Here is a 24,513-nt window from a genome sequence, read left to right as displayed (position 1 = left end):
AAAAACCCTTTCTACCTAACGGCAAAAAGGGTCAAATTGATTCAATCAATCAATCAAATTCCCATATCCTTGGCGATCATCTCAGCCAAATCATAAACTTTGACTTCATTTTCCTTCTCTTTGTTTTTGACACCATCGGTCATCATGGTTAGGCAAAACGGACATCCTACTGCAATGGCATTGGCACCGGTGGCCAACGCTTCTTCAGTGCGTTCAATATTGATATCTTTTTTGCCTGGTTCTGGTTCCTTGAACATCTGAGCTCCACCTGCACCGCAACATAGACCTTTGGTACGGCAACGCTTCATCTCCACCAATTCCACGTCCAGCGCCTTGATGACTTCTCTTGGAGCTTCGTATACATTATTGGCTCTTCCCAAATAGCAAGAGTCATGAAAGGTGATTTTTTTGCCTTTGAATTCTCCCCCTCCCTGAAGGACTACTTTTCCCTCATTGATCAGTTGCTGGAGGAATTGAGAATGGTGGATTACCTCATACTTTCCGCCCAAAGCCGGATATTCGTTTTTGATGGTATTAAAACAATGCGGGCATGCGGTGACCACCTTTTTCACCTCATAGCCATTCATTACCTGAATATTGGCCACGGCCTGCATTTGAAATAAAAACTCATTTCCTGCTCTACGTGCAGGGTCTCCAGTACAGGCTTCTTCCGGACCTAATACCGCGAAAGAAACACCTACTTTATTTAATATTTTGACGAAAGCCTGAGTCACTGCTTTGTAGCGATCATCAAATGATCCAGCGCAGCCTACCCAAAAAAGTATTTCTGGACTTTCTCCTTTGCCGACCATTTCGGCCATGGTTGGTACTTGATATGTAGACATTTTTTAGACTTTTAGATTTTAGAGTTGAGAAGCAAGACCTGAATTACTTGACTTGTTCTTCTTTGACTGAATCAGCCCAGTTGAATCTATCCTGAGGGCTGAATTTCCAAGGTGAAAAGCTGGTTTCCATATTTTGAAACATCGCGTTCCATTGGGCAGGTGTGCCTGATTCTTCCATGGCTACATACCTTCTCATCTGGAGAATAATGGAAAGCGGGTCTATATTGACAGGACAGGCTTCCACACAGGCATTGCAGGAGGTACAGGCATTGAGCTCTTCTTTGGTGATATAATCCCCCAGCAAGGATTTTCCATCCTCGAGACCTGGTCCGCCGGCGTCTATGCTTTTACCTACTTCTTCTGCACGATCACGCACATCCATCATGATTTTTCTCGGGGATAGTTTTTTGCCAGTTAGGTTGGCAGGACACTCTGCTGTACACCTACCACACTCCGTACAGGAATAGGCATTTAATACATTCACCCAAGTCAAATCATTGACATCCTTGGCTCCAAATCTCCCAATTTCGGCAGGAGGATCTGCTGGTGTTTCCGAAGGGATTCCCAACATCATATTGACTTCATTGGTCACCTCTGGCATATTGGGCATCTCTCCTTTTGGCTTCAAATTGGAATACCAAGTATTTGGGAAGGCAAGGAAAATGTGGAGGTGCTTGGAATAGGTGACATAAATGGCGAATGCAAGAATTCCGGCAATGTGGAACCACCATGCGAAGCGCTCAATCACAACCAAGCTACCAGTGGACATGCCTTCAAAAATTGGCTGGATCAAACTGCTGAAAAACAGGGTGCCTAAAATGGTATAATGCTCATCTCCACGATTGGCTAGAATTTGATCGGTAGCATTCATGGTGAGAATGGCACACATCAGTACAATCTCAATAACCAAAATCAAATTGGCGTCCAAGCTCGGCCAACCCTTCATTTCGGGCTTGTTGAAGCGGGGCACTTTGCTGACATTTCTTCTCCAAAGAAAAGCCACGCAAGAGATCAAGACTGCAACGGCGAGGAATTCAAAGATATTCATGGCAACTGTATAGACAGAGCCTAATGCCGGTGCAAAGAGTCGGTGAGTTCCAAGGATTCCGTCCAGAACAAATTCCAGCACTTCCAAATTGATGACAATGAATCCCACATAAATTAATAGGTGGAGGAAAGCGGGAATCAGACGTTTGAACATTTTCTGTTGTCCAAAAGCTACCAAAAGCATGGTCTTCCAGCGAGTGTCGGTTTGATCATTTCGGGTTTCGGCCTTCCCCAAAAGGATGTTTCTTTTCAGAAATTTGATCCTTTTGGCTAAAATGAAGCCTGCTACTCCTAAAATGACCAAAAAAGCGATTTGAGGTAAAAAGCTCATATTGATGAGATTAGCGTTTTGTTTGGGTTTACTTGAATAATTTTTTTTTCAAATGATTTGTATCGAAAAGTCAAATACCTACCTTTGCATCACTTTACAGAACGGTGATGTAGCTCAGTTGGTAGAGCATCGGACTGAAAATCCGTGAGTCGGTGGTTCGAGTCCACTCATCACCACCATCCCGGCCCATGTGGTCGGGATTTTTTTTGCCCTTTTGGATCTTATTCCGCTCTCTTTTTTTGACAATTTCATTAATGCAAAGTAAGAAATAGTCTGCATGCATACTATTTTTTGAAATAATTTAAAATAAATCTAAAATCTTTTCGGCGCTTTACCATAGCATAACGAACTGAAAAGGAAACTGTTAATAATGATTCGGGTTTCCTGATTTTTCGGATTGTTTCCAAATTTTTTTCAAAAAAGTGTAACATTCGGAATCCATCTGCATCATCTACCTGAATGAATTCATTTTTTGAAGGACATATCTGGCCTATGAAAAGCGCGTTATACCGCTTGGTTTTCCTTTGGGTAAAGGACAAATCCTTGGCAGAGGACCTTCTACAAAATGTTTTCGAGCGTTCTTTTCTAAGGCAAAACGAATTGGCAAATCATCCCAATCTCAAAGGCTGGCTGGTGAAGAGCTTGAAAAATGAGGCTTTGATGCATTTCAGAAAATCAGCTAAGCTCAATGCTTTAGAGGATGAGGCGGAATTGATTTTCCAAGAAAGTGAAGAGGAGGAAATTGACCAACGAGTCCCGAAGATTTTCTCCCTGATGAAAAATCTGACGACCAAGCAGCAGGAAGTTTTCCAGCTGAGAGAAGTGGAAGGTTTGAGCTATGATGAAATCGCCGAATATCTGGAAATTTCCATAGAGCAAGTCAAAGTGAACTTACATCGAGCCAGGAAGAGTATTCGGGAACAATTAACCAAACAGGCATCAATCAAATGAACGAGCGAATCAAAGAGCTTCTGGATAAATATTGGGAAGCTTCGAGCAGTGTGGAAGAAGAAGCAGAACTCAAACTCCTATTGAGTAGAGTCCAAGGTTTTGAGTCTGAAAAGCAGCTATTTGGGCTTCTGGATGAAATGAAGCAAGAGGAACCTGTCCGGGTGAAAATTCCAAAAAGGGTTAGGGTGAGAAGCCTGGCCTGGTTGAATTGGGCGGCATCTGTCGCAATTCTGCTGGGATCTTATGTAGGCTGGAGAGTTTACGAAAGACAGCAGGAGGAGCAGGCTTATCGGGAAGTGGTGGCGGCACTCTCTTTGATTCAGCAGAATTTATCCAAGGGTCAGGAGAAAATGTCAAAAATGAATGATTTAAAGTATTTGTCCGCGCCGGAAGATTTATTTAAAACAGAAGAATAATAAATTATGAAAAAGCTACTACTCATTCCTTTTCTTCTCATGTGCTTTGTATTTAAGGTGCAGGCTCAGGAAGATGCGATTCAGCGGTTTTTCGCAAAATATATGGATGATGATCGGTTCAGCCGAGTTTATATATCTCCTAAAATGATGCAGATGGCCGGAGGGTTTTTGAAAAGCAATGCAGCTGAAAAAGACTCCAAGGAGCTAGGTATACTGCTTCAAAAAATCAAGGGTATCAGAATTCTTTCTTCGGATGAAGTAGACGGAAAATCTTACTACAAGGAAGCGATGGGCACATTGACCAGGAATAAGTATGAAGAGCTGATGGATGTACAGGAAAAGGGTTCCAGTCTGAAATTTATGATACGGGAAGAAGGAGGTTTGATCCGGGAGCTCTTGATGATTTCAGGAGAGGGGAAGGAATTTTCTATGATTTCCTTGCTGGGAAGCTTCACTTATGAAGATCTGAATATGTTGGCTGATAAAACTAATCTCCCCGGCATGGATCAGTACGGAAAAGGACCGAAAGGAAAAAAGTAATGAGGATTAACCGCAATTTTCAGCAGGCTTAAATAGAAGAGGGATTTGGTTGGGATGCTTAAGCAATTCCCCTTTTAAAAGGAGGGTAGGGGGATTTTGAAATACAATTATTCCTTAATCTTTCTGCCAAGTCGCAATTTTCTTAATGACTTTAATAAATAATTAAACTAAACCTACATAAAATGAAAAAGCTGATTTTAGTAATTGTCTTGGCGGGATTCGCCTTGGCTGCAAATGCTCAAAGTAAAAGTGTCGCTGCCTTGAAAGAAAAATACAAGGGACATGAGGATTTCTTCAACATGGAGTTGGGTGGAAACTTCCTGAATTTTGCGGAGGGTTTCAAAATTGATATTGATGAAGATGATATGGCTACTGTAGCCAAATCCATTGAGAAGCTGAATTTTTTCAAGCTACCTGAGCAATCGGATCGGAGTGGAGTCGAATTCAAAGCGCTCAAAAAAGGATTAGAGAAAGAACGCTATGAATTATTGATGGAGATGGCCGATAAAGGTGAAATAGTGGTGTATTCCAAAGGAGGAAAAACCATTTCCGATTTGGTAGTGATGGTAGGGGGAGATGAAGGCGACTTGATGGTCGTCGAACTCAAAGGTTCATTTGCCCAAGAACTGGTGGCCGAGGCGATGAAGCAGGGGAGGAAGTAATTAAAATATTTTTAAAGGAAAGGGGCTATTGACTGGAAGTAGATGTTTTAGATTAATTTTTCTCCTTTTCCTAAATTTTCGAATAATTGACACAGTTCACGAGATATCCATACTCTGCTTTCGAAAAGCCGAAAAATATGGGACAGTAGAGTTCAATCTAAAAAGCAAGGGTAAATCCTTGCTTTTTTTATCTCAATGAGTCAGTCTGGCCAAAATAAATTTTTCAAATCCTAAAAACCACAGCTTAAGTTGAAGAATCAGCCGGCAGGTATCCAATTGAACTAGGATTCGGTTTCTGAAATGAATCGGATAGTTATAAAATGTTAATTCTAATGATAACTTAAGATTTAAGTTCAAAGTAATTGCTTAATTTTTGCCGTGTTCAATTCATAAATGCAACACCTAATTTTTGTTTGAGTTTTTGTAATGGACTAAGGTAATCAAACTTTCTAACGGGTCTGTTATTGATTTTTAATTCTATGGATTGAATTTGTTCCACCGAGTACTGATTCAGGTCTGTTCCTTTGGGTAAAAAAGCCCTGATCAATCCAATTCTGTTTTCCACCGTTCCTTTATCCTGAGACGTATAGGGCCTTGTAAAAAAGGTTGGCAGGTTGAATTTATCCCTGATTCGATGGTGGTTTGCGAAGGCTTTGTCATTATCGAACGTGATTGATTTAAAAAATGAGGCGCCAATCCGTTCGATTCTTCTGGTTATTTTCTGTTCAATGACATCGGCGTTCTTACCCTCTAACTTTTCCAACGTGGTGATTAAAGTAGCCCGGTCTACCAGTACCAGAAGTGCCGATTGATGGTTTTACCCATCATCAGATCCACTTCAATATCACCGATCCGCTGCCTCTGCTCCACTACGGGAGGCCTTTTTTCAATGGAAACTCTTTCTTTGATCAGTCCTCTGGAATCCCTGTAATTACCTCTTTTACGTTTTCTTTTACCGTGTCTGAGATGTTTGTATAATCCTCTATCCTTCCTGAACTGCCAATGGTTACTTTTTTTTGCCAGCCAGATCCATTGGTAGAGGGTCTCATGGGACACTCCCGTTGGCCATTGACTCTCCACCTGGCGGCAATCAGTTCCGGACTCAGTTTTTCATCTTCCAGCCAGATTCTGCTCTGCTCCTTCATTACCTCGGTAAACCGTCTGTGTTTGGGTTTGTATTTATGGCGTTCTTGAGCCCGGTTCATTGCTATGCGTGCTGAGTAATTTCCTGCACTACGTCCCCGTTTCCCAGTGTTTCTTTTCAGTTCCCTACTGATGGTACTTTTGTGTACGCCGACCCGACAGGCTATTGCAGTTTGACTGAATCCCTCTTTGTTTAAAACCTCGATTTGATATCTTTGCTCTAGGCTGAGCTGATTGAATTTTTGCATGTCAACACTAATTTAATTATTCAGCCTAAGGAAGGAAGCCTAGGCTTCCTTCCTTAAACTATTAGTGTTGCAATTATTACTTGAATCTGGGTTTTAAATTAGGAAATCAAGTTTTAATATGGTTTCAGAGAATGAGATCCTCATTCTCTCCTTTTTTTAACTCCTTGAATCTAATTTCTATGAGATCTTTTTATTTGCTGTTTTTTTCTTCAATTCTTTTTTTCTCCTGCAACTCTGATGGTAAATCCTCTGAAGAAGTTGAGGGATTAAAATCAATTGAAATTCCCGAATTAGTTAAGCTGGATAGTATTAAAGTAGATTTTTTAGGAAATCCCAATGTTCACGATATTCATCCTGAATTTAAGACCATACTTTTTGTACATAATTATTCCATGTTTTCAGAAGATATCCATTTGGCCGATTTTGAAGGTTTGGTTTTCTCCTCATTTTCTAAAACAGGGGATTACCCCGACACTTATTCTTCTTTATCATCTACTTTGAGAATTGTCGATGACAATTCATTTTTGGCCAATGGTTATAATGGTTTTATGACCTACAATTTTGATGGAAGACTGATTTCAAAAGTGAAACATATTAATTTTCAAGTTCCAAATTATTCCCCTTTGTTGATGGGCCATGGGATGGAAAAAATGGGAGATAAATATGTATACATCAATCAGGATTCCCCCAAGGATAACGATTATTCAAATAAGAGTAGATATGATGAAATGTACTTATTGGACTTGTTAGATCCTGCAACAGGGGAAAGAGAAGGGATCATTAAATTTCCAGAAAGCAGTATTTTTAAAAGTGGAAAGTATTTTTTCCGAAATGCATGGGATCCGGTTTTTCACATAGAAAATAAAAAAATTCATGTAGCATTCGGTTTAGAACCTGTGATTTATACGTTTGAAGCTTCTCCTCCCTATGAAATAGAATCTACTCTGCCCATAGATTTAAAGGGTTACAACTATTTCAAAGGTGCTGATGAATATTCTGAAGATGTTTCATTTTTTGGACTTCGATTTACCTCAGGAATGATTTTAAATATTAAAAAATTTCAAAACTTCTTTCTAGTAGCATATTTTCCTGGGTACGACCAACTTGATACACAAACCAATTTTGAAAACAAATCTCAAGACGAGGCCAAAGACTTTCGAGAGAGGATGCAAAAAAAGTACCCTTCTCGTATCGCAATAGTTGACTCTTCAGGAAATATTCTTAATGATTTTGTTCCTCAGGGATTGGAGCCTAGCAGCATGCTTTTGCGAGATGGACAACTCTGGATGATGGAAAAGGCTGATGAGGAGGTTGAGCGAGATTATTTTAGGCTGTTTCGAGTTGCACTAAATGCGGTAAAATAACTGACAGATTAAAATTAAACTACTCTCTCTCATGTTAGCTAAGGTTCGAAAATGTAAAATGAAAATACCACATTATTCTTCTTTTTAATTTTAGCTAGCCTATTTCAATACTGTAAGAAAAAGGACTACACCGGAACAATGGAATCCGCTAATACTGTAGAAATTCATGTTGAATTTTTGAAAGGCGATTCACCAGAGTTCATTATTGAAATACTAGACTCTATTAACCTTGAGGTTCTTGGAAACCCTCCCCTTACATCAATCCAAGACTTGGTTTTTTCGCAAAACTTCTTCCTTCTTTTAGATAGAAAACAAGGGTTATTAAAATTTGATAATAATGGTATGTTTCTCTTGAAAATTGGAGAGTTTGGTGAAGGGCCAGATGAATATGCTATGCCCTATGCACTTCACTTAGATGAAAAGAAAAACATTGTCTATGTGGCAGATTGGCAGAAAATGGTTATTCTCACTTACAGCCTCGAAGGAAAATTTGAATCAACAAGCAGTAAACTTCTGGGGCATCCTATATCTTTTTATAAAGAAAATGATACGCTTCTGGTAGTTCAGGAAACAATAAATGGAACAAAAGAGCATCCTAGAGAGGTGATGATAAACTCACCTAAACCCAATAGTCTTGAAATTGTGAATAATGAAAGCCCCGCCTACAGTTTTCATTCTAATTTCAACATTATCCATCCCATTCCCAGGATATTAAGCCGAGTAGGTAATTCAAGCTTATTTTACATGCCAATTATTCGGGGAGAGATTTCTTCTCATACCGATAGAGATACGATTTTTAGACATCAAGACGGTAAATTGACCCCAGAGTATTTAATTCATTTAATTGGTTTTGATAGTTCAATGCAATTGAGTATAAGCCAAATAGTGATATCTGATAAATATGCTTTTTTACGCGTGATTTATGACAACTATCCTTATCTTTTTGTGATTGATTTAGAAAGTAATAGTCCCTTAGGTCATTTAAAGAAATTATTCAATCAGGAGATGACAGATGAAATGATTCCAAGGCCTATTAAAGAAGATAGGTATTTTTCCATTATTAGGGATAAGGAGAATGGCTTAGAGAAAAATCCACAAATTGTATTTTACCGCATAATGTAGTAAAGAGACTAAATTATTGTTTTGAAAAATTCCTTCCCCCATAACAACCAACCAAACTCCAAAGACTGTGGGCCTATTTGCTTGAGAATAATCGCAAAGCACCATGGCAAGCTTATTTCCTTAAAATAAATCCGTGAAATATTGGAGACTACCCGGGAAGGAAGCAACTTATTTAAGATTAGGGATGCAATTGACTTGAGGGATGAATATTCAATCATTTATCTTGACTCTAACACCATTCCCACGAAGTCTCTAAAGTTATCTTGGGAAATTACTTGAAAGTCAGCTGGGTAGGCTTCTAAAAATACAGATGGTTTCTTGATTTTGGCATTGGGGTTCCATTTAAATTCAAAGGCCGAAATCCGCCCACCTGCTTCCTCCAAGTAATCAATTTCTTGCTGTTGCTTTGTTCTCCAAAAGAATGAATTTGCATAGGCCGAATGGTAATGATTTCGCTTCATTCGCTCGGTGATCAAAAAATTTTCCCACAAGGCACCAACATCATTTCGAAATTCGAAAGGATTGAAGTTTTGAATCAACGCATTTCGGATTCCATTATCGTAAAAATAAATTTTCCGGGTCGTCTTTATTTCATTTCGAAGATTTCTGCTGAAGGAATGAAGTGGGAAAATGATGCAGCTGAGCTCCAATAGTCGGATATAGCTCGAAACCGTGTTTTTATCCACTCCGGTCAACTGTGCCAATTCATTGTAGCTGACTTCCGAACCTATTTGGAAGGCAAGTGCTTGAAGGATTTTTTCCAAAACCTCAGGCTTTTTGATGGAAGCAAAAGAAAGAATATCCTTAAACAGATAGCTTTGCGTGATTTCATTTAGAATATCCCGCTCTTCCCCACGGTGATTAATGACATCCGGATAGTAGCCATAAATCAAGCGATTTTCCAAATCTCGCAACGCATCCAAATACCCTACCGATTGCTCATATTCTTCATAAGAAATAGGGAAAAGAAAGTATTCGAACTTTCTGCCTGTGAGGGGCTCATGGGTATTGTTTCGAAGCTCAAAGGCAGAAGAACCACTCAGAATCAATTGTACATCTTTGAATTGATCGTGAATAATCTTGGCCGTAATACCAATATTTTCGATTCGTTGGGCTTCATCAATAAAGACAATTTTGGAATTGCCAAGCAGGGTTTCGATTTGCTTCGTATTGGGATTGGTCAATTGCCGTCTAACTAAAGGATCATCACCATCCAGAAACAAAAACTCCCGATCTTCTAGTATTTCACGAATCAAAGTTGTTTTTCCAACCTGCCTTGCCCCGATCAGAACAATAGTCTTCCCCTTAAATAGCTTTGCAGAAATCTTGTTTTCGAATATTCTCGGAATCCTTATTTCATTCATTCACCAAAAGTAATACTTTTTAGTGAATGAATTCACCAAAAAGTATGCTTAATGGTGAATATAATGATAGTTTTCATAGAAAAAGAGAGGAAGGTTGTCCGATAATCGCATGGCTAAACTTTTAGATTTTTTAGCTATCTTCAAGTTCGTGAAAGAAGTTAGTCTAAGAAAATGAAAAATTTTATTCCTATAGCACTCGCTTTATTTTTGTGCTTTTCGTCGTCCTTCGCCCAAACCACCTTTTCAAAAATAGCTGAATTCAAAATTGATCTTTTAAACCCAGTTAAGATTTTAGACTACTATCCTGCCAAAAAACAATATTTGGGATTTATCAATGAAGGGAGTAAAGGAAACAAAATTGCCTTGTTCTCAGAAAATGGTAAAGTCTTAGTCTCGGAAAAATTGCAAGGAGAGGGGCCAAATCAGATCGTAGAATCTATCAATCAAATTGCCTTTGCAGAAGATGGAACTATATGGGTTCATTCCAGCCACAATCTTTACAGGTATGATCAAAATTTGAAGAAAACGAAAAAGATTCCTTTTAGATCCAAGTACACTGTCTCTCTCTATAGTCCTAAAAAACTGACGTACTTCTATGAAAATGGGGTGAAGGGAGATAACTCCTTTATCAGTCAACCTTCCGGATATTCCACTTTTTTTGGGTTCACAGATTTTCTAAAAGAAAACCTAATAGAAGTTTTCAATCCAAAAAATGAAAAGACATACAACTTTGCGCCAGTTTCAGGTCGGTCAAATTTTTCTAAACTGGATCCTTCAATTCATTCAATTTATGCACCTGTTTATTCTCTAGACAAAAGCCGGGGGAAACTATATCTGACCACTACTTTAGACGATGAAATTTCAATAATAGACCTGAGATCTAAAAAGAAAACCGAAGCTCTCAAAATCCGCCACGAAAACTTCCCCGTACTGAAATCCTCCAGAATTTCTTTGAATAATATAGCTTCTAAGGGCCCAATTAATCTTGGAGCTAAAAATGATAATATTTACGTTTTATCAGATGGAACTGTCCTGTTGGAATACATCAGAGCTATTTCACCTGAAGTTTATGAACAGAAAATAGCTGAAAACCGAAACTATCATCACTTTGGCGATCCATCCTACCGTCGATTGATTTTGATCAGAAATGGTAAACAGGTTGGAGAAGATATCCAATTACCTTATAGGGAGATAGCTATGCTTTTACCTGACGATACGCTTTTAATCAAATTACTAAACCCAGAAGAAGAAGAGGATTTCACTAGATATGGGATTTTTAGATTGAAATAGTTTTAGCTAATCACTCGGTCACCTTCACCCCTTTCCAAAAAGCTATTCGATCTTTGATTACTGAAGCGGCGGGCTTTGGGTCAGGATAGTACCAAGCAGCATCTTTGTTCAGCTCTCCATCTACCAATACACTGTAATAAGAAGCTTGACCTTTCCAAGGGCAGGTGCTATGTGTGTCGGACTCTTTTAGGTATTCTTTTTTTACAGTTTCCCGGGGGAAATAATGATTTCCTTCTATGACAACTGTTTGATCCGATTCTGCGATCACCTGATTATTCCAAATAGCTTTCATACGTATTTTTATTAAATGTGAATTCCTCCTGAGACGAGAATAACCCTACTTCTAAAAGAGCTGATTTCAGGTTCTATTCTCCGCTGAAACATTGATTAATTCCCGCTTTTCTTATAAAACACCACAATTGATGAAAAAGATTGAAAAAATATTTTTTTGGTACAATCGATTGCGAAATAGGCTAAATCTAATTTCATGTCATGACATGATTCTGTAAATAAGGTAAAATAAAAATTAAATTCTTTAAAATATATCTTTTGCGATATTTCATGTCTTTCGCAATCGATAGCGGGAAATAATTATTGTATTTTCAATAAATGTGCTTTAAAATTGAGGAATATCAAATAAAACATAATTTTTTTTGAAACATTTGTAATTAAGATCCCGTTAGCTACCTTTGTAATGTTAATTAAACAAAACCATCAGACCCGATGGACCCTGTGACCCAAAATACCTTCCGAATGGATCAGCCATTCCGGGTTACACTAAAACAGAAATCTAAGAACCTATTAAACCAATTATTATGAAATCATTAATGACTATGCTTTTTGTTGCCGGGATGGTAACAGGAGCCTTTGCAGGAGGATCAGAAAAGACTGTTGAAATCAGACAGTCAGAACCTTCGAAAGTAACTGTGGCAGTATCAGAAGCGCCACTGGGAACTGTGATTGTAAAAATCATGGATAGTGACAACAGATTAGTACTGAGAGACAGAATCGTGAAAGATGAAGCTTTTGCAAAAAGATACGATTTGACGGCTTTGCCTAAAGGTACTTATTCAGTGGAAGTTTTAGATCAGTCTGGAGTTCTAAGAACTGCTACTTTCGAAAACTTCATCGCTGAAACTCCTTCTGTGTATTCAAGAGTGACTAAAGTTGAGGCTAACAAATACCGTTTGCTTGTAAGCAACTTAGACGCTAAAGAAATTACAGTTTCGATTTTCGATGGAGACAAATTGATTCACTCTGAAAGAGTAGAGGATCCTCAGGGATTGCACAAACTTTATACTATTCAGAATGTAGGAACTGACATTCGATTCAAAGTTTCCACAGACAACGGTTTTGACAAATATATGTCTGCCCTTTAATTGAAAACTAACCAATTGTATACAACCCCGCTTTGGTCTGAGGCGGGGTTATTTTTTTGTCTAGGTTTTTTGGCTCAGTATAAAAAGCCAAACAACCAGAGTGGAATCCGCTTCTGATTTCCTCCCTTAATATCCAAAGCCAGATACGCGTTGGGTAAGCCTTTAATTTGTTCAGTACTTTTCGAAGGTCCTCCGATTTCAAAGACATAGCTTTCGTCGATCAAAAAATCGGAGTATTTGGATGAAGTTACGGCATGCACGGTGCTGGTTTGATTGTAGAAAAAGGTTTCTCTGATATTTCCTAAGTCAGGTTGTGTGGGAGAGAAGAGATGAATGAAATTCGGATTGTTTAAAAAGATTTTTTCCGGCTTTTGTAAAAAGCTTGTACCCTTCGCATCAGATCTCAACAAATTTAGAATTTGTGCTTGATCTAAATAATCTAAAAGCCTCAAAATGGTGTTTCTGGGGGCTTCTAATTTTTCTGAAAGCTTGTTAATATTAGGGGTGAAAGGGACTGATTCACTGATGACAAAAAGTAGTTTTTTCATGGTTCTTACAGTGGAATGCTGCAAATCTTCAAAAGGTGCTATATCCGTTTCAATTACTAGATTGATGGTTTCTTCCAACTTTTGGTAATAAGTGCTTTTTGCTTCTCTGAAAAACGGGAAGAATCCATATTTTAAATAGTTTCCAAAATCTTCTGGATAATTTATTATATCCAATATCTCCGGTCCGATTGTCGAATGTTTTTGAATAATATCCTCCAAGGAGAGCTGCTGGATAGTTAATTTTTTCTCAAAAAGTAAAAACTCTCTGAAAGAAAGGCCATTCAATTTATAAACAGATGCTCTTCTTGATAAATCCGCATTTCCTTTTGACAAGTCAAGAATAGAGGACCCTGTGGCAACTACCTGTATATCAGGATAATCGTCGTAAAGTTGCTTAAGGTCTTTTGACCAATAAAAGTAACGGTGTACTTCATCTAACAAGAACAATCGAATGCCCTCTTGATAGAGTGTATAGATAGTTTCAATTAATCTATTGGACTCAAAGAAAAAATCATCTAAGCTTAAATAAATTCCCTTAGTATTTGAATCTGAAAGGTATTGCAGTAGGAGAGTTGTTTTTCCAACACCTCGGTACCCCAAGATCAATATCAGCCGTTGGCTCCAGTCAATTTTGTCAAATAAGTACCGCTTAGGTTTCCCTTTTACAAGCTGAATTTTTCTGTCTGACTTTTCTATGAGATGCTTCATAGGCGATTTCTTGAGAAAGCAAAAATATAAAATGGTTTTTTAAAAAACTATTTTGTAATAATGCTTTTTATAAAAAGCAAAATATGTATTTCATTGTTATATGGAAGTTTAATGATGTAGGCATAATGAGTTGTTAAAAAAATGCCTTTTAATTTTAGGTAGATCTATTGAAAGCTAAGGACTCTGTTCGCAACACGTTTTCCCAAATTTTCAGCTTTCTTCAAAAATATCGGATCAAGTGAATCCATTTGAAAGGGGCCTTCATCGGTGATTGCGGAAGCTCCAAAAGCTGCTTCGACTTCTTCCCCACTCATGACTAACAACCCGTGAATTAGCATAGACTTCAAGATAGAAAGCAGGACTCCTTCTTCGCCGATAGAGATTCCTCCTCCGGTAGAAAAAGCTGCCCCTATTTTATCTTTCAAGGGTCTCCCTTCAAAAGGCCATGAATTGATGAATTCCAAAACTGGGGGTGCCGGATTGCCATTGTACACTGGTGAACCTAAGATGATACCTTTTGCTTGAAGTAAATCTTCGACCTTTACATCTTCGATAGCCAATAAAAGTACTTCTACTGAATCGACAGAGTTGGCTCCTCTTGCTACAGCCTCTGCCATTTGTTGTGTGTTTCCTGATTGTGAAAAATAAGTGATTAAAATCTTCGGCCTTTCCTGAGCATATATCCCCACCGAGTAAAAAAGAAGAGTAAAAGTGAAAATGCAGCGTAGCATAGTGACATATTTACCTTGAATATAAGGATTTGAGGGGAGAAAAAGAGTTCAACTCCTTTAGAGTTGAGATGCGCCAAATTTGAGCGTCATCATACCACCAGTTTCACTGGCGGTTATTGAGAGGTTTAACCACTTCGTGGTTAATTGATTCATTGTCTAAAACTTTACAAAAAAATCCCGCCAATAATTATTAGCGGGATTTATGTTTTGTCATTCAGATTTCCTTACTTCTTCCAACTAGCTTTTCCACCTTTGGCGGAATCGACGCTGATGCTGTAATTAGATCCTGAGGATACAATCCAGCGAACTTTCACCGCACTCATTCCAGGGATATTTTCCACCGCAATTTTTTCCGGTGAGTGTTTTTGTTCTTTATAGCGTTTGAAATCCTCGTCCTCTACTACAAATCCAGCCACCACTTTTGCACCGGAGATGCTCACATAGTCTGGTCTTTCGATATTGTATTTCAAATCCTGAGAGGAATGCGTAGGCATCATTCTTTCATTGAAAATGGTCGCTGTGATTGCTTTCAGTCCGCCTCCCAAATCTTCCTCCTTTACATCCATGACAGAAAGTTTCGGAGTATGATAAGCGTGGTAAATAGTAAAGGCAGAATTTCTGTGTGCGTCTTGCTCCATCAAGAAGCCTGGATGGGCTCTTCCAAAGGTTTTCTTGAAACCACCAATCTCGATCTCTCCAAACTGTGGGTGCTCATAACTTTTCCAATCCACAAAGGCATCACCAAAAGTCAAAAGCTGATCTACTTTCAATTGTTCTTCCTGATTGCCTCGACCTGCATTCTGATGGAAGTATAAATAGGAAATCATCAACTCATTGGAATAAGTGAATATCCCACGGTTTCCATAAAACCAATCCAATTCGCCTCCAAATACGGAATAAAGGTCCTTGTAAACTGTCAAATACCTATATCCTGGCATCATTTCTTCACCTTTTTTTGCAATGGCATCATAAATTCTGATATCCTCACGATTGTAGGTATTGACATCCTCCTCAGCACCTGGGCCTCTTAGGATCATTCCTCCGTAGTTATGATAACTCTGGGCACCGGCAATGTTTGGATGCTTCATCACAAACTCCATCACAGAGCGGTTTTCTGGTAAAGTGAAAGGATAGCGAAGAGCTCCTCTTTGAATATAGTCAGGTTGCCAATTCCAGCCCCAATCTCTGTTGGGATCGTAATAACCTACATCATCATCATTGATTCTTCCGTCTCCATCGAGGTCGGTTCCTTCCTGTCCCAGCATCTCATATTCTCCTACCTGATCAGGACCTACAGCAACCAATCTTCTAGGATCCAATGGGTCTTTGATATATCTACCGGTTGGTGATTTTCTAATCATCATGGTGATATGTCCATCTCCATCTAAGTCGTCCATTTCATCTTCACCTGCCAAGCCATCTCCGTCATTATCCAGCTTCATTACACCAGAGCGAGGAGTGTTTTGAGTATTTGGCTTCAAAAAGAAATCATTTCTAGCATCCGGGTTAATCGTAGGCGTGATATAGAAAGTTTTATCCTTTAGGAGTTGCTGGATAAACTCATTGCTTTCATGCATTTCCGTCAAATACCAGGCTGTGTACAAGGCAAACTCAGCACCCTGAATTTCATTGGAGTGAATATTCCCGTCAATCCACATGGCTGGCTTGTCTGTATCTTTTCCGGATTCAAAATCTGTAATGGTCAGAGTCATAATATCTCTTCCTTCATAAGATTTTCCGATGGCTTCTATTTTTGCCAATTTGGGATGTGCTTTTGCGATTTTTTGCATGACATCCACCAGTCCTTCGTAAGTATAATACCTGTTCCAGGCGGTTTCTACTTTAGGTTGATGGGGTGTGCCCACTGCCCTGAAAAACTTTTCCTGAGCCTGGCTTTCTATTTGGCCAAAGCCTAATGCACTCATGGCCAAGGCAAGAATTAAGTTCTTTGTTTTTATCTGTTTCATGGCTTAGAGTTTGAAAGTTGCGTTGATAAAGCCCACATGAGGTGCTCCTGCTTTGATGCTGACATCTCCTTTTCCTCTGATGATCCAGCTTAAACTGCTTTTTCCGAAAGCATCGATAGAATCAATCAGTTGGATTTTTTCCCCGGAAATCATTCTGTCCGCCGGTGCGTTCATGTCCACACGGATTTTGCGAAGCCATCTGGATCTTTCTCCCATTTCTGAGTGTGTAGGAAGTGGAGAGTTGTTGAATAAATCCAAACTCACACGGGTTAAACCGTTCCCCAAAGATTCAATCTTCAAATTCTGCACTTGTAATTTAGGCTGCATTTCAGCCAGCTTAAGAATGAAATCGGTATGTTCTTCAGCGATTTTTTCTACTTTTTCAAAAGGAGGGTTGTGCATGACAAATGGCTTAATACCTCCCACTTCTACTTTTTTGCCAGGGAAATCTGGATGTGAAATTTCCTTCCAAGGAACAAAGACATCCTTCCAGCCCAGTGAATCAGCCCAGGCTAAATAGGTAGCTTCAGGATTGCTTTTTCCTTTATATTCAGGAGTCCAGTAAGCAGGAGTGCTATAACTCAAGCGGGCAAAATGGAAATAAGCCCACTGGAAAAAGTCCCCGTCTGTGCCCTGATTTGTTTGCTGATAGGCTTTCTGAGAAACAGTTTCATTGTAGATCCCGGAAACCATAGCATTTATTGCCTGATCTTTCTCCAGAATAGAAGTGACTACCCGCTTTCTTGCTTCACCTGCATTGTATTTCAATGGAGATGAAAGATTGTTTGCAGGCGAAAAGGTCACAAAGGCAAAAATGTTCCATTGGTCAAAAAGATAGTCCAACATGGCTCTAGATTCTGGCTGAGAGACAGGAATATCACCTGCCAATGGCTGGAAAACCGGGAATTTATAAGTTAAGGACTTGTTGAATGCAATACCCTCCTTCAAGTCTTCGGCAAACTTTCCATCCTGATCATCGTCTTTACTTTCCTTGTAAACGAAATACTTTCCAGCTTCTCCCTTGCTTCTGTCTGCTTTGACCAGTACCCGTTCATCTTCCTTGGATAGCATGTAGTCTCCCATTGGATCTTCAACTCTCATCCAGGTAATGTATCCATCTCCATTGAGGTCAGTATAGCCATTTTCTCCTGCCTTGCCATCACGATCATGGTCTACAGATGCTGCATTTCCCCTTCTTTCATATTTCAGAGAGGCATGATATTGCTCGTAAGCATCAGGAGACATATTTGGGAAAATATAAAATGTGGTATTCTCCAATGCAGATGCATGTTTGCTAATCAGATCTTCAGCAAATCTTGTAGCCAATTCTACGCTGAGAACGTGAAATCCTTCTACCCCTCCGACTACTGCAATAGCTGGCTTTTGGTCTTTATCGCCAGTACCAACTTTCAAAACCCAAATATCTTTTCCCCCCGGGGTTTTGGTGAGGGACTTTAATTCAGCAGAGGCATTGGAGCCTATTCGCTGCAGGCGCTGATTGAGCTGGCTCAGTGTGGGATAATCGGATTGAGCCGAAGCTGCTCCCGACCAGGCCATACCGACAGCCATCAGGCAACCGAGTACGATTTTTTTCATAAATCAATTGAGTTTAAAATTCTGTTTTGTATGATTTTTCAAAGATTATTTCTCCTGAATTTTATTAAAAATTAAGGACAAAATGCAGGTCTGTTTTTCTGGAAGCCATAAATATGCGTGAGTGGGAACAGCTTTGGATAAATGGCGGGAAGCATTTTTTTGTTGTTAGGTTCACTATTTTTCGTTTATTTGAATTAAACCCATCAACCTTTATGTATCAAAAAATTGCCCTTGCAATAGCATTTTCACCTCGAATTGAGGCGCTTATTGCTGAAGTCAAAAGGCTGGTATTGCTTTTTGATTCGGAATTGATTCTGATTCATGTAGGTGTCAAAACGCCCGAATTAGAGAAAAAGCTGACTGAATTAATTGAAAAAAACCAATGTGATCCCGCGAAAACCAAAGTCTTGTGGAAGGAAGGAAAGCCTGTAAAAATGATTCTTCAGGCTTGCAGAGAGGAAAAGGTGGATCTATTGGTTGCTGGAGCTTTGAAACAAGAAGGTCTGTTTAAGTATTATATGGGTTCTGTCGGGAGAAAAATCATCAGAAAATCTCCCTGCTCGGTACTGACCCTGATCGAGCCAAGAATTAAAACCTCTGAGTTTTCCAGAGTGGTCATTAACGGAACCCAGCTGGAAATCACTCCTCAAGTGATCAAGCATGGCTTGGAGTTTTCAAAAGTGGTCAAGGCAGACCAAGTGTCCATTTTGAATGAAATCAAAATGTATGGTTTGCAGATGGGAACGGCTAGTGAGGATTCGGAAGAAGAAATTGCTCATACCAGAAGACAGCTGGTTCAGAATGAGATTGACTATGTGGAGCAAATTCTTAAAGACCTAGATAAAGGAAAATTGAAAATTAATATAAAAGTTACCGGAGGGAAATGGGCTGTGGAGTTGGCAAGGTTCTGTGAAAAAACTGATGCCAATCTGCTGGTTGTAGGAGACGAAAGAAAGCTCAATTTCTTTGATAGGATTTTCCCGCATGACTTGGAAGAGCTGCTCAGCACCCTTCCTTGCAATCTTTTAATCGTAAAAAAATAAGCCTCCATGGAAACGTTAAACCATAAGGAGGTCATCAATCTCCTCCTCCAACTTGCGGCTATGTTAATCATGGCCAGAGTTTTTGCTGAGATTGCCAGAAAATTGAAGCAGCCTGCTGTGGTAGGCGAAATATTAGCAGGAATTGTTTTGGGACCCACTATTTTGGGTTCTTTAATGCCGGGCTTTCAGGAATATCTGTTTGGTTCGCATGAAATGTCCAATATCGCATTGGATGGATTTGTGCAGATTTCTGTGGTCTTGCTCCTCTTCATTGCAGGACTTGAAGTGGAACTGCAGATTGTCTGGAGTCAAGGGAAAAATGCACTCAAAATTGCGGTAGCCTCCATGGTGCTTCCCATTATTGCTGGGTTTGTGGTAGCCTATGCCTTCCCGGAGTTTTTGGGAGTCAATATTAATGACAGGATTGTAGCTTCTACCTTCTTTGGTTTGGCCATAGGAATTACGGCTTTGGCAGTGGTTGCCCGGATTTTGATGGATTTGAATTTATTCAAAACCCAAACCGGACTACTGATTATAGCCGCTGCGATGATTGTGGATGTATTGGGTTGGATTGTGTTTTCAGTGATTCTTTCCCTATCAGAATCAGGAAGTGGAGGCTTGGGAGTCTGGCCAACTATCGGTCTGACGCTGGCTTTTACCTTAATCATGTTGACTATTGGCAAAGGCTTGATCAATAAGACACTTCCATGGGTAAACAAAAAAATGGCCTGGCCGGGAGGCTTATTGTCACTTTCTTTAGCCATTTGTTTTTTGGCAGCCTCCTTTACAGAGTTTATAGGAATTCACGCCATTTTCGGAGCCTTTATCATAGGCGTAGCCTTGGGAGATTCGGAGTATTTGACTGAAAAAGCCAAAGAGATTCTTCATCAGTTTATCAATAATATTTTCGCTCCCATATTCTTTGTTTCAATTGGATTGAAGGTGAATTTTATTGAAAGTTTTGATTTGGGAGTGACGGGAGTGATTGTCATCGTCGGCTTATTGACCAAGTATTATGGAGCCTACTTTGGAAGTAGATTGGCCCAAGTTCCTAGAAGAGAGTCGATCATTGTGGGTTTCGGCTTGAGCACCAGAGGTAGCATGGATATCATATTGGGGTTGATTGCATTGGAATCTGGCTTGGTTTCAGACTCTCTGTTTATCGGTTTGGTGATTTTGGCATTAGTTTCTTCCATTGCTTCAGGTCCTTTGATGGGCTGGGCAGGTAGGCTCAAAATCTAAAAGCTTTTATCAATGTCATATAAGTCGGTTCAATTGGCTTGATTTAACTTTCTCTCGTAATTTTGAGTTGTAAAGGTTCAACACCCATTATCAAACAATAAATCATGGCCAAAAGCGGAAAAATTGGCGTTTTACTCGTCAATTTAGGGACTCCAGATAGCACCAAAACTGGAGACGTAAGAAAATATCTTCGGGAATTTTTGATGGATGGAAGAGTGATTGACTTTCCATTTATTCCCCGTTGGATGTTAGTGAATTTGATTATTGCGCCTTTTCGGGCTCCAAAATCCGCTAAAGAATACAGAAAACTCTGGACGGACAGGGGATCACCTCTGCTTTTTCATACAGAAGACTTAAAAGAAAAACTGGTTGCCAAGCTGGACGCTGAGGAGTATTTGGTTTCCATGGCTATGCGCTACCAAAGCCCAAGTATTGAGTCAGGATTGAAAGAGTTGATGGATGCTAAGGTGAGGAAGATCATCGTTCTGCCACTTTTTCCTCAATATGCCTCTGCAACCAATGGTTCCGTGATTGACAAGGTAATGGAAATTGCTCGAGGCTGGCAGATTATTCCTGAGATTACCTTTATCAGCAATTTTGTAGAGCATCCATTGTTCATTCAGGCGTGGGAAGAATTGGGTAAGGAGATGATGCAGCAAGATCAATATGATCGTTACCTCTTTTCTTATCATGGATTACCAGAGAGACAAATCCGGAAGGGGTCGGTGGATAATTATTGTAAGTTGGGAGCCTGCTGTAATAAATACGGTCCTAAAAACCAATTTTGTTACCGAGCTCAATGCTTTCATACCACACGCTTAGTGGCCGCAAAACTGGGATTGCCGGAGGACAAAGTCATGACTTGTTTTCAGTCCAGATTAGGTAAGGATCCTTGGATCAAGCCTTATACTGAAGATGTAATCAAAGAGCTCGCAGAGCAAGGAGTCAAAAAAGTATTGGTCTTCTCGCCGGCATTTGTGGCGGATTGTTTGGAAACTACCGTGGAGGTAGGCGAAGAATACAAGGAAGAGTTTGAGGAGTTAGGAGGCGAAAAATGGGATTTGGTTCCAAGTCTAAACTCTACTGATACTTGGATAGACTGTGTGAAAGATTTGGTGGAAACACATTCTTGAAAAGTCTGAAAGCTGAAGTTGGAAGGCTGAAATTGGAAGGCTGAAAGCTGAAATGAGAAGGCTGAAAAGTAGGCAGTAGGTAGAAAGCAGTGCCGTCACCGCGAGGAACGAAACGGTCTCAAGAAGTCTGAAAGCTGAAGTTAGAAGTCTGAAATTCAAAGTGAGAAAGCTGAAGTCTAAAAGCTGAAATGAAGAAAGGGAGTGCTTGAGGGGAGACTTTGTAAAATTTTAATCCGAATAAAAGTATCCAACATAAAATAGATTAGGGAAACTGAATTAATGTCTCTTCTTTGACTCCATCTAAAAAAAGCCAGCTCTTATTGATTTTTGGGATTGCTTTGATTTCTATCAATTTGCGAACCTCTATCGCGTCTGTGGGACCACTAATTCCATTCATTCGGGAGGATTTGGATATTTCCAATGGACTGGCTGGGTTTCTTACCACGCTTTCATTGATCACTTTCGCGATCTTCTCCCTCTTTGCGCCATCAATAGGAAAACGTATTGGGAATGCAAGAGCGATATTTCTGGGTATTTCCCTGCTGACAGTTGGTGTAATTATTCGAGTATTGGGGGGAACAACCCTGCTTTTTGTTGGAACTGCCTTGACTGGAATCGGGATTGTCATTGCCAATGTGCTAATGATTCCCCTTTTCAAAGCCAGAATTCCGGAAAAAATGGGTTTGATGACCGCAATTCTATCCACGGGCATGTCGCTTTTTGCCGCCATCGCTTCTGGACTGAGCGTACCTTTGGCTGTAGATTTAAATTTGGGTTGGAGAGGCTCTTTAGCTTCTTGGTCTCTGGTTATGCTATTGGCCTTGGCTGTTTGGTTTCCTCAAGTAAAATTGAAGCCCAAAGCTGCAAATTTGAGCAATGAGGCTATCAAAAATGTCTGGAAATCCACCCTCGCTTGGCAGGTCACTTTGTTTATGGGTGCTCAATCAGTCATGTATTTTACCATGGTCACCTGGCTTCCTGACATGTTGATCTCAAGAGGAATGAGTCCTGTATTAGCCGGGATTGCTTTATCTTATGCCCAGCTTATTTCGCTTTTGGGGACCTTTTTCGCTCCTAATTTTTTGATCAAGCAAAAAGAACAGACTGGAGTAATAATCGGTGTTGGCTTGGCTTATTTCTTAGGCTATGGATTGCTTTTCATTGAGCTGGATTGGGTTGCCTTTGTATCATTGACCATCATAGGAATAGGGAGCGGTGCCAGCTTGAGTATTGCATATACTTTAATTTCTCTTAGAACCATTGAGGATAGGACTACGGCCAAGCTTTCCGGAATGGTTCAATCTGCAGGTTATGTTTTAGCTGCTTTAGGCCCACTTTTATTCGGGATTTCTTTGGATTTGATCGGAGATTGGGATTTGTTGATTTGGTTTTTGATCATCATGACGGCTCAATTCTTGGCGTTTGGTATTCCAGCCGGTCGAAATAGAAAAATCTGAGTTTGGAAGATATTCTTCTCGCCTTGCCGGGAAAGTGGTACCTTTGTGCTTTCATCAAGACCGAAGGCAAATGCAAGATTTCTTATACGAATTAGGGGTTTCCGAACAGCTTTTCAACTATGTCATCATGCCTGCTTTGATATTCATAGCTAGGGTCGGAGATGTATCGATTAATACCCTTCGCATCATGTTTATGATGAGCGGAAAGCGGAATGTCGCTCCTTTTTTAGGGTTTTTTGAAGCGCTCATTTGGTTGCTCGCTATCGGGCAAATCTTCCAAAATATCAATAATCCTATGTCCTACATTGCCTATGCTGCCGGCTTTGGTACAGGAACTTACGTAGGTATGTTTTTCGAAGAAAAATTGGCCTTGGGGAGAGTGTTGGTAAGAATCATTACGCCAATTTCTGAACCCAAATTATTAGAGTTTATGAAGGAAAGAGATTACAGGTTTACCAGTGTGGGAGCGGAAGGAAGGTATGGAAAAGTGAATCTACTTTTTACTGTGATGAAGCGGGAGAATCTTCAGGAATTCATCGCAAAGGTTAAGGAAATCGATGAAAAGGCTTTTTATACGATAGAAAGCGTAAAGCGGGTTTCAGAGGATGAATTGAATGTGATGGAGGACAGGCCACGATTCAAATCCAGATTATTTAGTAAAGCCAGGACCTGATGGGCAATAGCTGGTTTCAGTTTCAGCAGTTTCGGGTGGAACAGGATCGCTGTGCCATGAAGATTTCTACCGATGCAGTCCTTTTAGGATCATTAGCGGAGGGGGAAGATGCCAAAACTATTCTGGATATAGGAACTGGGACAGGTGTCATTTCTTTGATGTTGGCCCAGCGCTTTGAGCAAGCAAATATTTTTGCAATAGAAATTGATCAAGATGCCTTTGAGCAGGCTAAGATGAATTTTGAGCAAAGCATTTTTTCTGATAGGATAGAGATTTTACAAGGGGCAATTCAGGATTTGAAGAAGAAGTCCTCTTTCGATTTGATCGTTTCAAATCCTCCATATTTCCCAGATCATTTGAAATCTCCAGATTCTAAGAGAAACCAAGCATTACATACCGACAGTCTATCATTTGAGGATTTAGCAAGTTCAGTAGACCAGCTTTTGAGTAAGGATGGCGCGTTTTGGGTGATATTGCCACCGCGCCAAATGGCAGAGTTAGAGTTGATATTTTCGAAACTTGGTTTTAACTCTGGAAAGGACATACATGTACAGGATAGACCTGGCAAACCTATTCACAGAATAGTGAGATCCTTTCACAGAACTATTCAAGAAAAGAGGCAAACTCGAATTTTCATAAAAGAAGATTCTGGAGACTATTCGGAGCTTTATAAAAGCCTTATTTCTGGATTTTTATTAGGTTTTTGAAAGGAT

General features: G+C 39.8%; 24 protein-coding genes, 1 tRNA gene and 1 pseudogene. 16 read left to right on the top strand and 10 right to left on the bottom strand.

The annotated features are described in order from the left end of the window. Positions 1-53: 53 nt before the first annotated feature. Together GYM62_RS15495 and GYM62_RS15490 are read right to left on the bottom strand one after the other, a co-directional pair. Entirely contained in the window at positions 54-845 is a 792-nt protein-coding gene (locus tag GYM62_RS15495; RefSeq protein WP_219957069.1) for a (Fe-S)-binding protein, read from the bottom strand. Between the two features lie 43 nt (positions 846-888). Beyond that, positions 889-2,223, bottom strand: a complete 1,335-nt coding sequence (locus GYM62_RS15490) for a 4Fe-4S dicluster domain-containing protein (protein WP_091652414.1) — start codon at positions 2,221-2,223, stop codon at positions 889-891. Between the two features lie 103 nt (positions 2,224-2,326). Here GYM62_RS15490 and GYM62_RS15485 point away from each other — a divergent pair. From GYM62_RS15485 to GYM62_RS15465, 5 genes are all read left to right on the top strand, one after another. Next, positions 2,327-2,402 (top strand) — tRNA-Phe (locus GYM62_RS15485). 313 nt (positions 2,403-2,715) lie between these two features. Next, positions 2,716-3,174, top strand: a complete 459-nt coding sequence (locus tag GYM62_RS15480; protein WP_255590397.1) for an RNA polymerase sigma factor — start codon at positions 2,716-2,718, stop codon at positions 3,172-3,174. Further along, entirely contained in the window at positions 3,171-3,590 is a 420-nt protein-coding gene (locus GYM62_RS15475; RefSeq protein WP_219957067.1) for a hypothetical protein, read from the top strand. Before GYM62_RS15480 ends, GYM62_RS15475 begins: the two co-directional genes overlap by 4 nt. A gap of 6 nt (positions 3,591-3,596) precedes the next feature. After that, positions 3,597-4,130: a DUF4252 domain-containing protein gene (locus GYM62_RS15470; RefSeq protein ID WP_091652422.1), complete on the top strand. Its 534-nt coding sequence runs from the start codon at positions 3,597-3,599 to the stop codon at positions 4,128-4,130. 182 nt (positions 4,131-4,312) lie between these two features. After that, complete coding sequence (locus GYM62_RS15465) at positions 4,313-4,792, top strand: DUF4252 domain-containing protein (protein ID WP_219957066.1); 480 nt, start codon at positions 4,313-4,315, stop codon at positions 4,790-4,792. Positions 4,793-5,174: 382 nt separating this feature from the next. Here the strand turns inward: GYM62_RS15465 and GYM62_RS15460 are convergent. Both GYM62_RS15460 and GYM62_RS15455 read right to left on the bottom strand, forming a co-directional pair. After that, positions 5,175-5,594: pseudogene (locus GYM62_RS15460) on the bottom strand (IS30 family transposase); the annotation flags it as partial. A 106-nt stretch (positions 5,595-5,700) separates the two neighbouring features. Continuing rightward, on the bottom strand, positions 5,701-6,183 hold the full coding sequence (locus tag GYM62_RS15455) for a helix-turn-helix domain-containing protein (RefSeq protein WP_219957065.1): 483 nt from the start codon (positions 6,181-6,183) through the stop codon (positions 5,701-5,703). A 179-nt stretch (positions 6,184-6,362) separates the two neighbouring features. Here GYM62_RS15455 and GYM62_RS15450 point away from each other — a divergent pair, with 179 nt between their 5' ends. The 3 genes from GYM62_RS15450 (at position 6,363) to GYM62_RS21170 (ending at position 8,798) form a co-directional block, all read left to right on the top strand. Further along, positions 6,363-7,547 carry a hypothetical protein gene (locus GYM62_RS15450; protein WP_255590396.1) on the top strand — a complete coding sequence of 395 codons (1,185 nt, stop codon included), beginning with the start codon at positions 6,363-6,365 and terminating at the stop codon, positions 7,545-7,547. Between the two features lie 138 nt (positions 7,548-7,685). Further along, positions 7,686-8,669 (top strand): 6-bladed beta-propeller, encoded by a 984-nt coding sequence (locus GYM62_RS15445; protein ID WP_219957064.1) that lies wholly within the window; start codon positions 7,686-7,688, stop codon positions 8,667-8,669. A 21-nt stretch (positions 8,670-8,690) separates the two neighbouring features. Further along, complete coding sequence (locus tag GYM62_RS21170) at positions 8,691-8,798, top strand: cysteine peptidase family C39 domain-containing protein (protein ID WP_219957063.1); 108 nt, start codon at positions 8,691-8,693, stop codon at positions 8,796-8,798. Positions 8,799-8,887: 89 nt separating this feature from the next. On the opposite strand, the gene GYM62_RS15435 is transcribed toward GYM62_RS21170, so the two are convergent. Beyond that, positions 8,888-10,033, bottom strand: a complete 1,146-nt coding sequence (locus GYM62_RS15435) for an ATP-binding protein (protein WP_219957062.1) — start codon at positions 10,031-10,033, stop codon at positions 8,888-8,890. Positions 10,034-10,204: 171 nt separating this feature from the next. Here GYM62_RS15435 and GYM62_RS15430 point away from each other — a divergent pair, with 171 nt between their 5' ends. After that, positions 10,205-11,323 carry a hypothetical protein gene (locus GYM62_RS15430; RefSeq protein ID WP_219957061.1) on the top strand — a complete coding sequence of 373 codons (1,119 nt, stop codon included), beginning with the start codon at positions 10,205-10,207 and terminating at the stop codon, positions 11,321-11,323. A 10-nt stretch (positions 11,324-11,333) separates the two neighbouring features. Here GYM62_RS15430 and GYM62_RS15425 read toward each other — a convergent pair whose 3' ends face one another. Then, a complete protein-coding gene (locus GYM62_RS15425) occupies positions 11,334-11,615 on the bottom strand; it encodes a DUF427 domain-containing protein (protein WP_219957060.1) in 282 nt (93 codons plus the stop codon). Between the two features lie 523 nt (positions 11,616-12,138). Between GYM62_RS15425 and GYM62_RS15420 the strand changes: the two genes are divergently transcribed. After that, the gene (locus GYM62_RS15420; protein WP_219957059.1) at positions 12,139-12,702 is read left to right on the top strand and encodes a hypothetical protein; all 564 of its coding nucleotides are present in this window, start codon (positions 12,139-12,141) and stop codon (positions 12,700-12,702) included. A gap of 74 nt (positions 12,703-12,776) precedes the next feature. On the opposite strand, the gene GYM62_RS15415 is transcribed toward GYM62_RS15420, so the two are convergent. The 4 genes from GYM62_RS15415 to GYM62_RS15400 form a co-directional block, all read right to left on the bottom strand. Then, complete coding sequence (locus GYM62_RS15415; protein WP_219957058.1) at positions 12,777-13,958, bottom strand: ATP-binding protein; 1,182 nt, start codon at positions 13,956-13,958, stop codon at positions 12,777-12,779. A 164-nt stretch (positions 13,959-14,122) separates the two neighbouring features. Next, entirely contained in the window at positions 14,123-14,689 is a 567-nt protein-coding gene (locus GYM62_RS15410) for a flavodoxin family protein (RefSeq protein ID WP_219957057.1), read from the bottom strand. A gap of 224 nt (positions 14,690-14,913) precedes the next feature. Beyond that, positions 14,914-16,656 carry a M14 family metallopeptidase gene (locus GYM62_RS15405; protein WP_219957056.1) on the bottom strand — a complete coding sequence of 581 codons (1,743 nt, stop codon included), beginning with the start codon at positions 16,654-16,656 and terminating at the stop codon, positions 14,914-14,916. A 3-nt stretch (positions 16,657-16,659) separates the two neighbouring features. After that, positions 16,660-18,252: a M14 family metallopeptidase gene (locus GYM62_RS15400; RefSeq protein ID WP_219957055.1), complete on the bottom strand. Its 1,593-nt coding sequence runs from the start codon at positions 18,250-18,252 to the stop codon at positions 16,660-16,662. 212 nt (positions 18,253-18,464) lie between these two features. Here GYM62_RS15400 and GYM62_RS15395 point away from each other — a divergent pair, with 212 nt between their 5' ends. The 6 genes from GYM62_RS15395 to GYM62_RS15370 all read left to right on the top strand — a co-directional run bounded on the left by GYM62_RS15395 (position 18,465) and on the right by GYM62_RS15370 (position 24,507). Continuing rightward, on the top strand, positions 18,465-19,295 hold the full coding sequence (locus GYM62_RS15395) for a universal stress protein (protein ID WP_219957054.1): 831 nt from the start codon (positions 18,465-18,467) through the stop codon (positions 19,293-19,295). 6 nt (positions 19,296-19,301) lie between these two features. Further along, the gene (locus tag GYM62_RS15390) at positions 19,302-20,537 is read left to right on the top strand and encodes a cation:proton antiporter (protein ID WP_219957053.1); all 1,236 of its coding nucleotides are present in this window, start codon (positions 19,302-19,304) and stop codon (positions 20,535-20,537) included. Between the two features lie 104 nt (positions 20,538-20,641). After that, a complete protein-coding gene (gene hemH / locus GYM62_RS15385; protein WP_219957052.1) occupies positions 20,642-21,670 on the top strand; it encodes a ferrochelatase in 1,029 nt (342 codons plus the stop codon). A gap of 290 nt (positions 21,671-21,960) precedes the next feature. Then, the gene (locus GYM62_RS15380; protein ID WP_219957051.1) at positions 21,961-23,127 is read left to right on the top strand and encodes an MFS transporter; all 1,167 of its coding nucleotides are present in this window, start codon (positions 21,961-21,963) and stop codon (positions 23,125-23,127) included. 70 nt (positions 23,128-23,197) lie between these two features. Next, complete coding sequence (locus tag GYM62_RS15375) at positions 23,198-23,800, top strand: DUF2179 domain-containing protein (RefSeq protein ID WP_091653036.1); 603 nt, start codon at positions 23,198-23,200, stop codon at positions 23,798-23,800. Further along, a complete protein-coding gene (locus GYM62_RS15370; protein ID WP_219957050.1) occupies positions 23,800-24,507 on the top strand; it encodes a tRNA1(Val) (adenine(37)-N6)-methyltransferase in 708 nt (235 codons plus the stop codon). The genes GYM62_RS15375 and GYM62_RS15370 overlap by 1 nt, the downstream gene beginning before the upstream one ends. Positions 24,508-24,513 lie beyond the last annotated feature (6 nt).

It is taken from the genome of Algoriphagus sp. NBT04N3, from assembly GCF_019443765.1.
GTDB lineage: Bacteria > Bacteroidota > Bacteroidia > Cytophagales > Cyclobacteriaceae > Algoriphagus > Algoriphagus ornithinivorans.
This window is presented reverse-complemented; position numbering and strand designations above follow the sequence as displayed.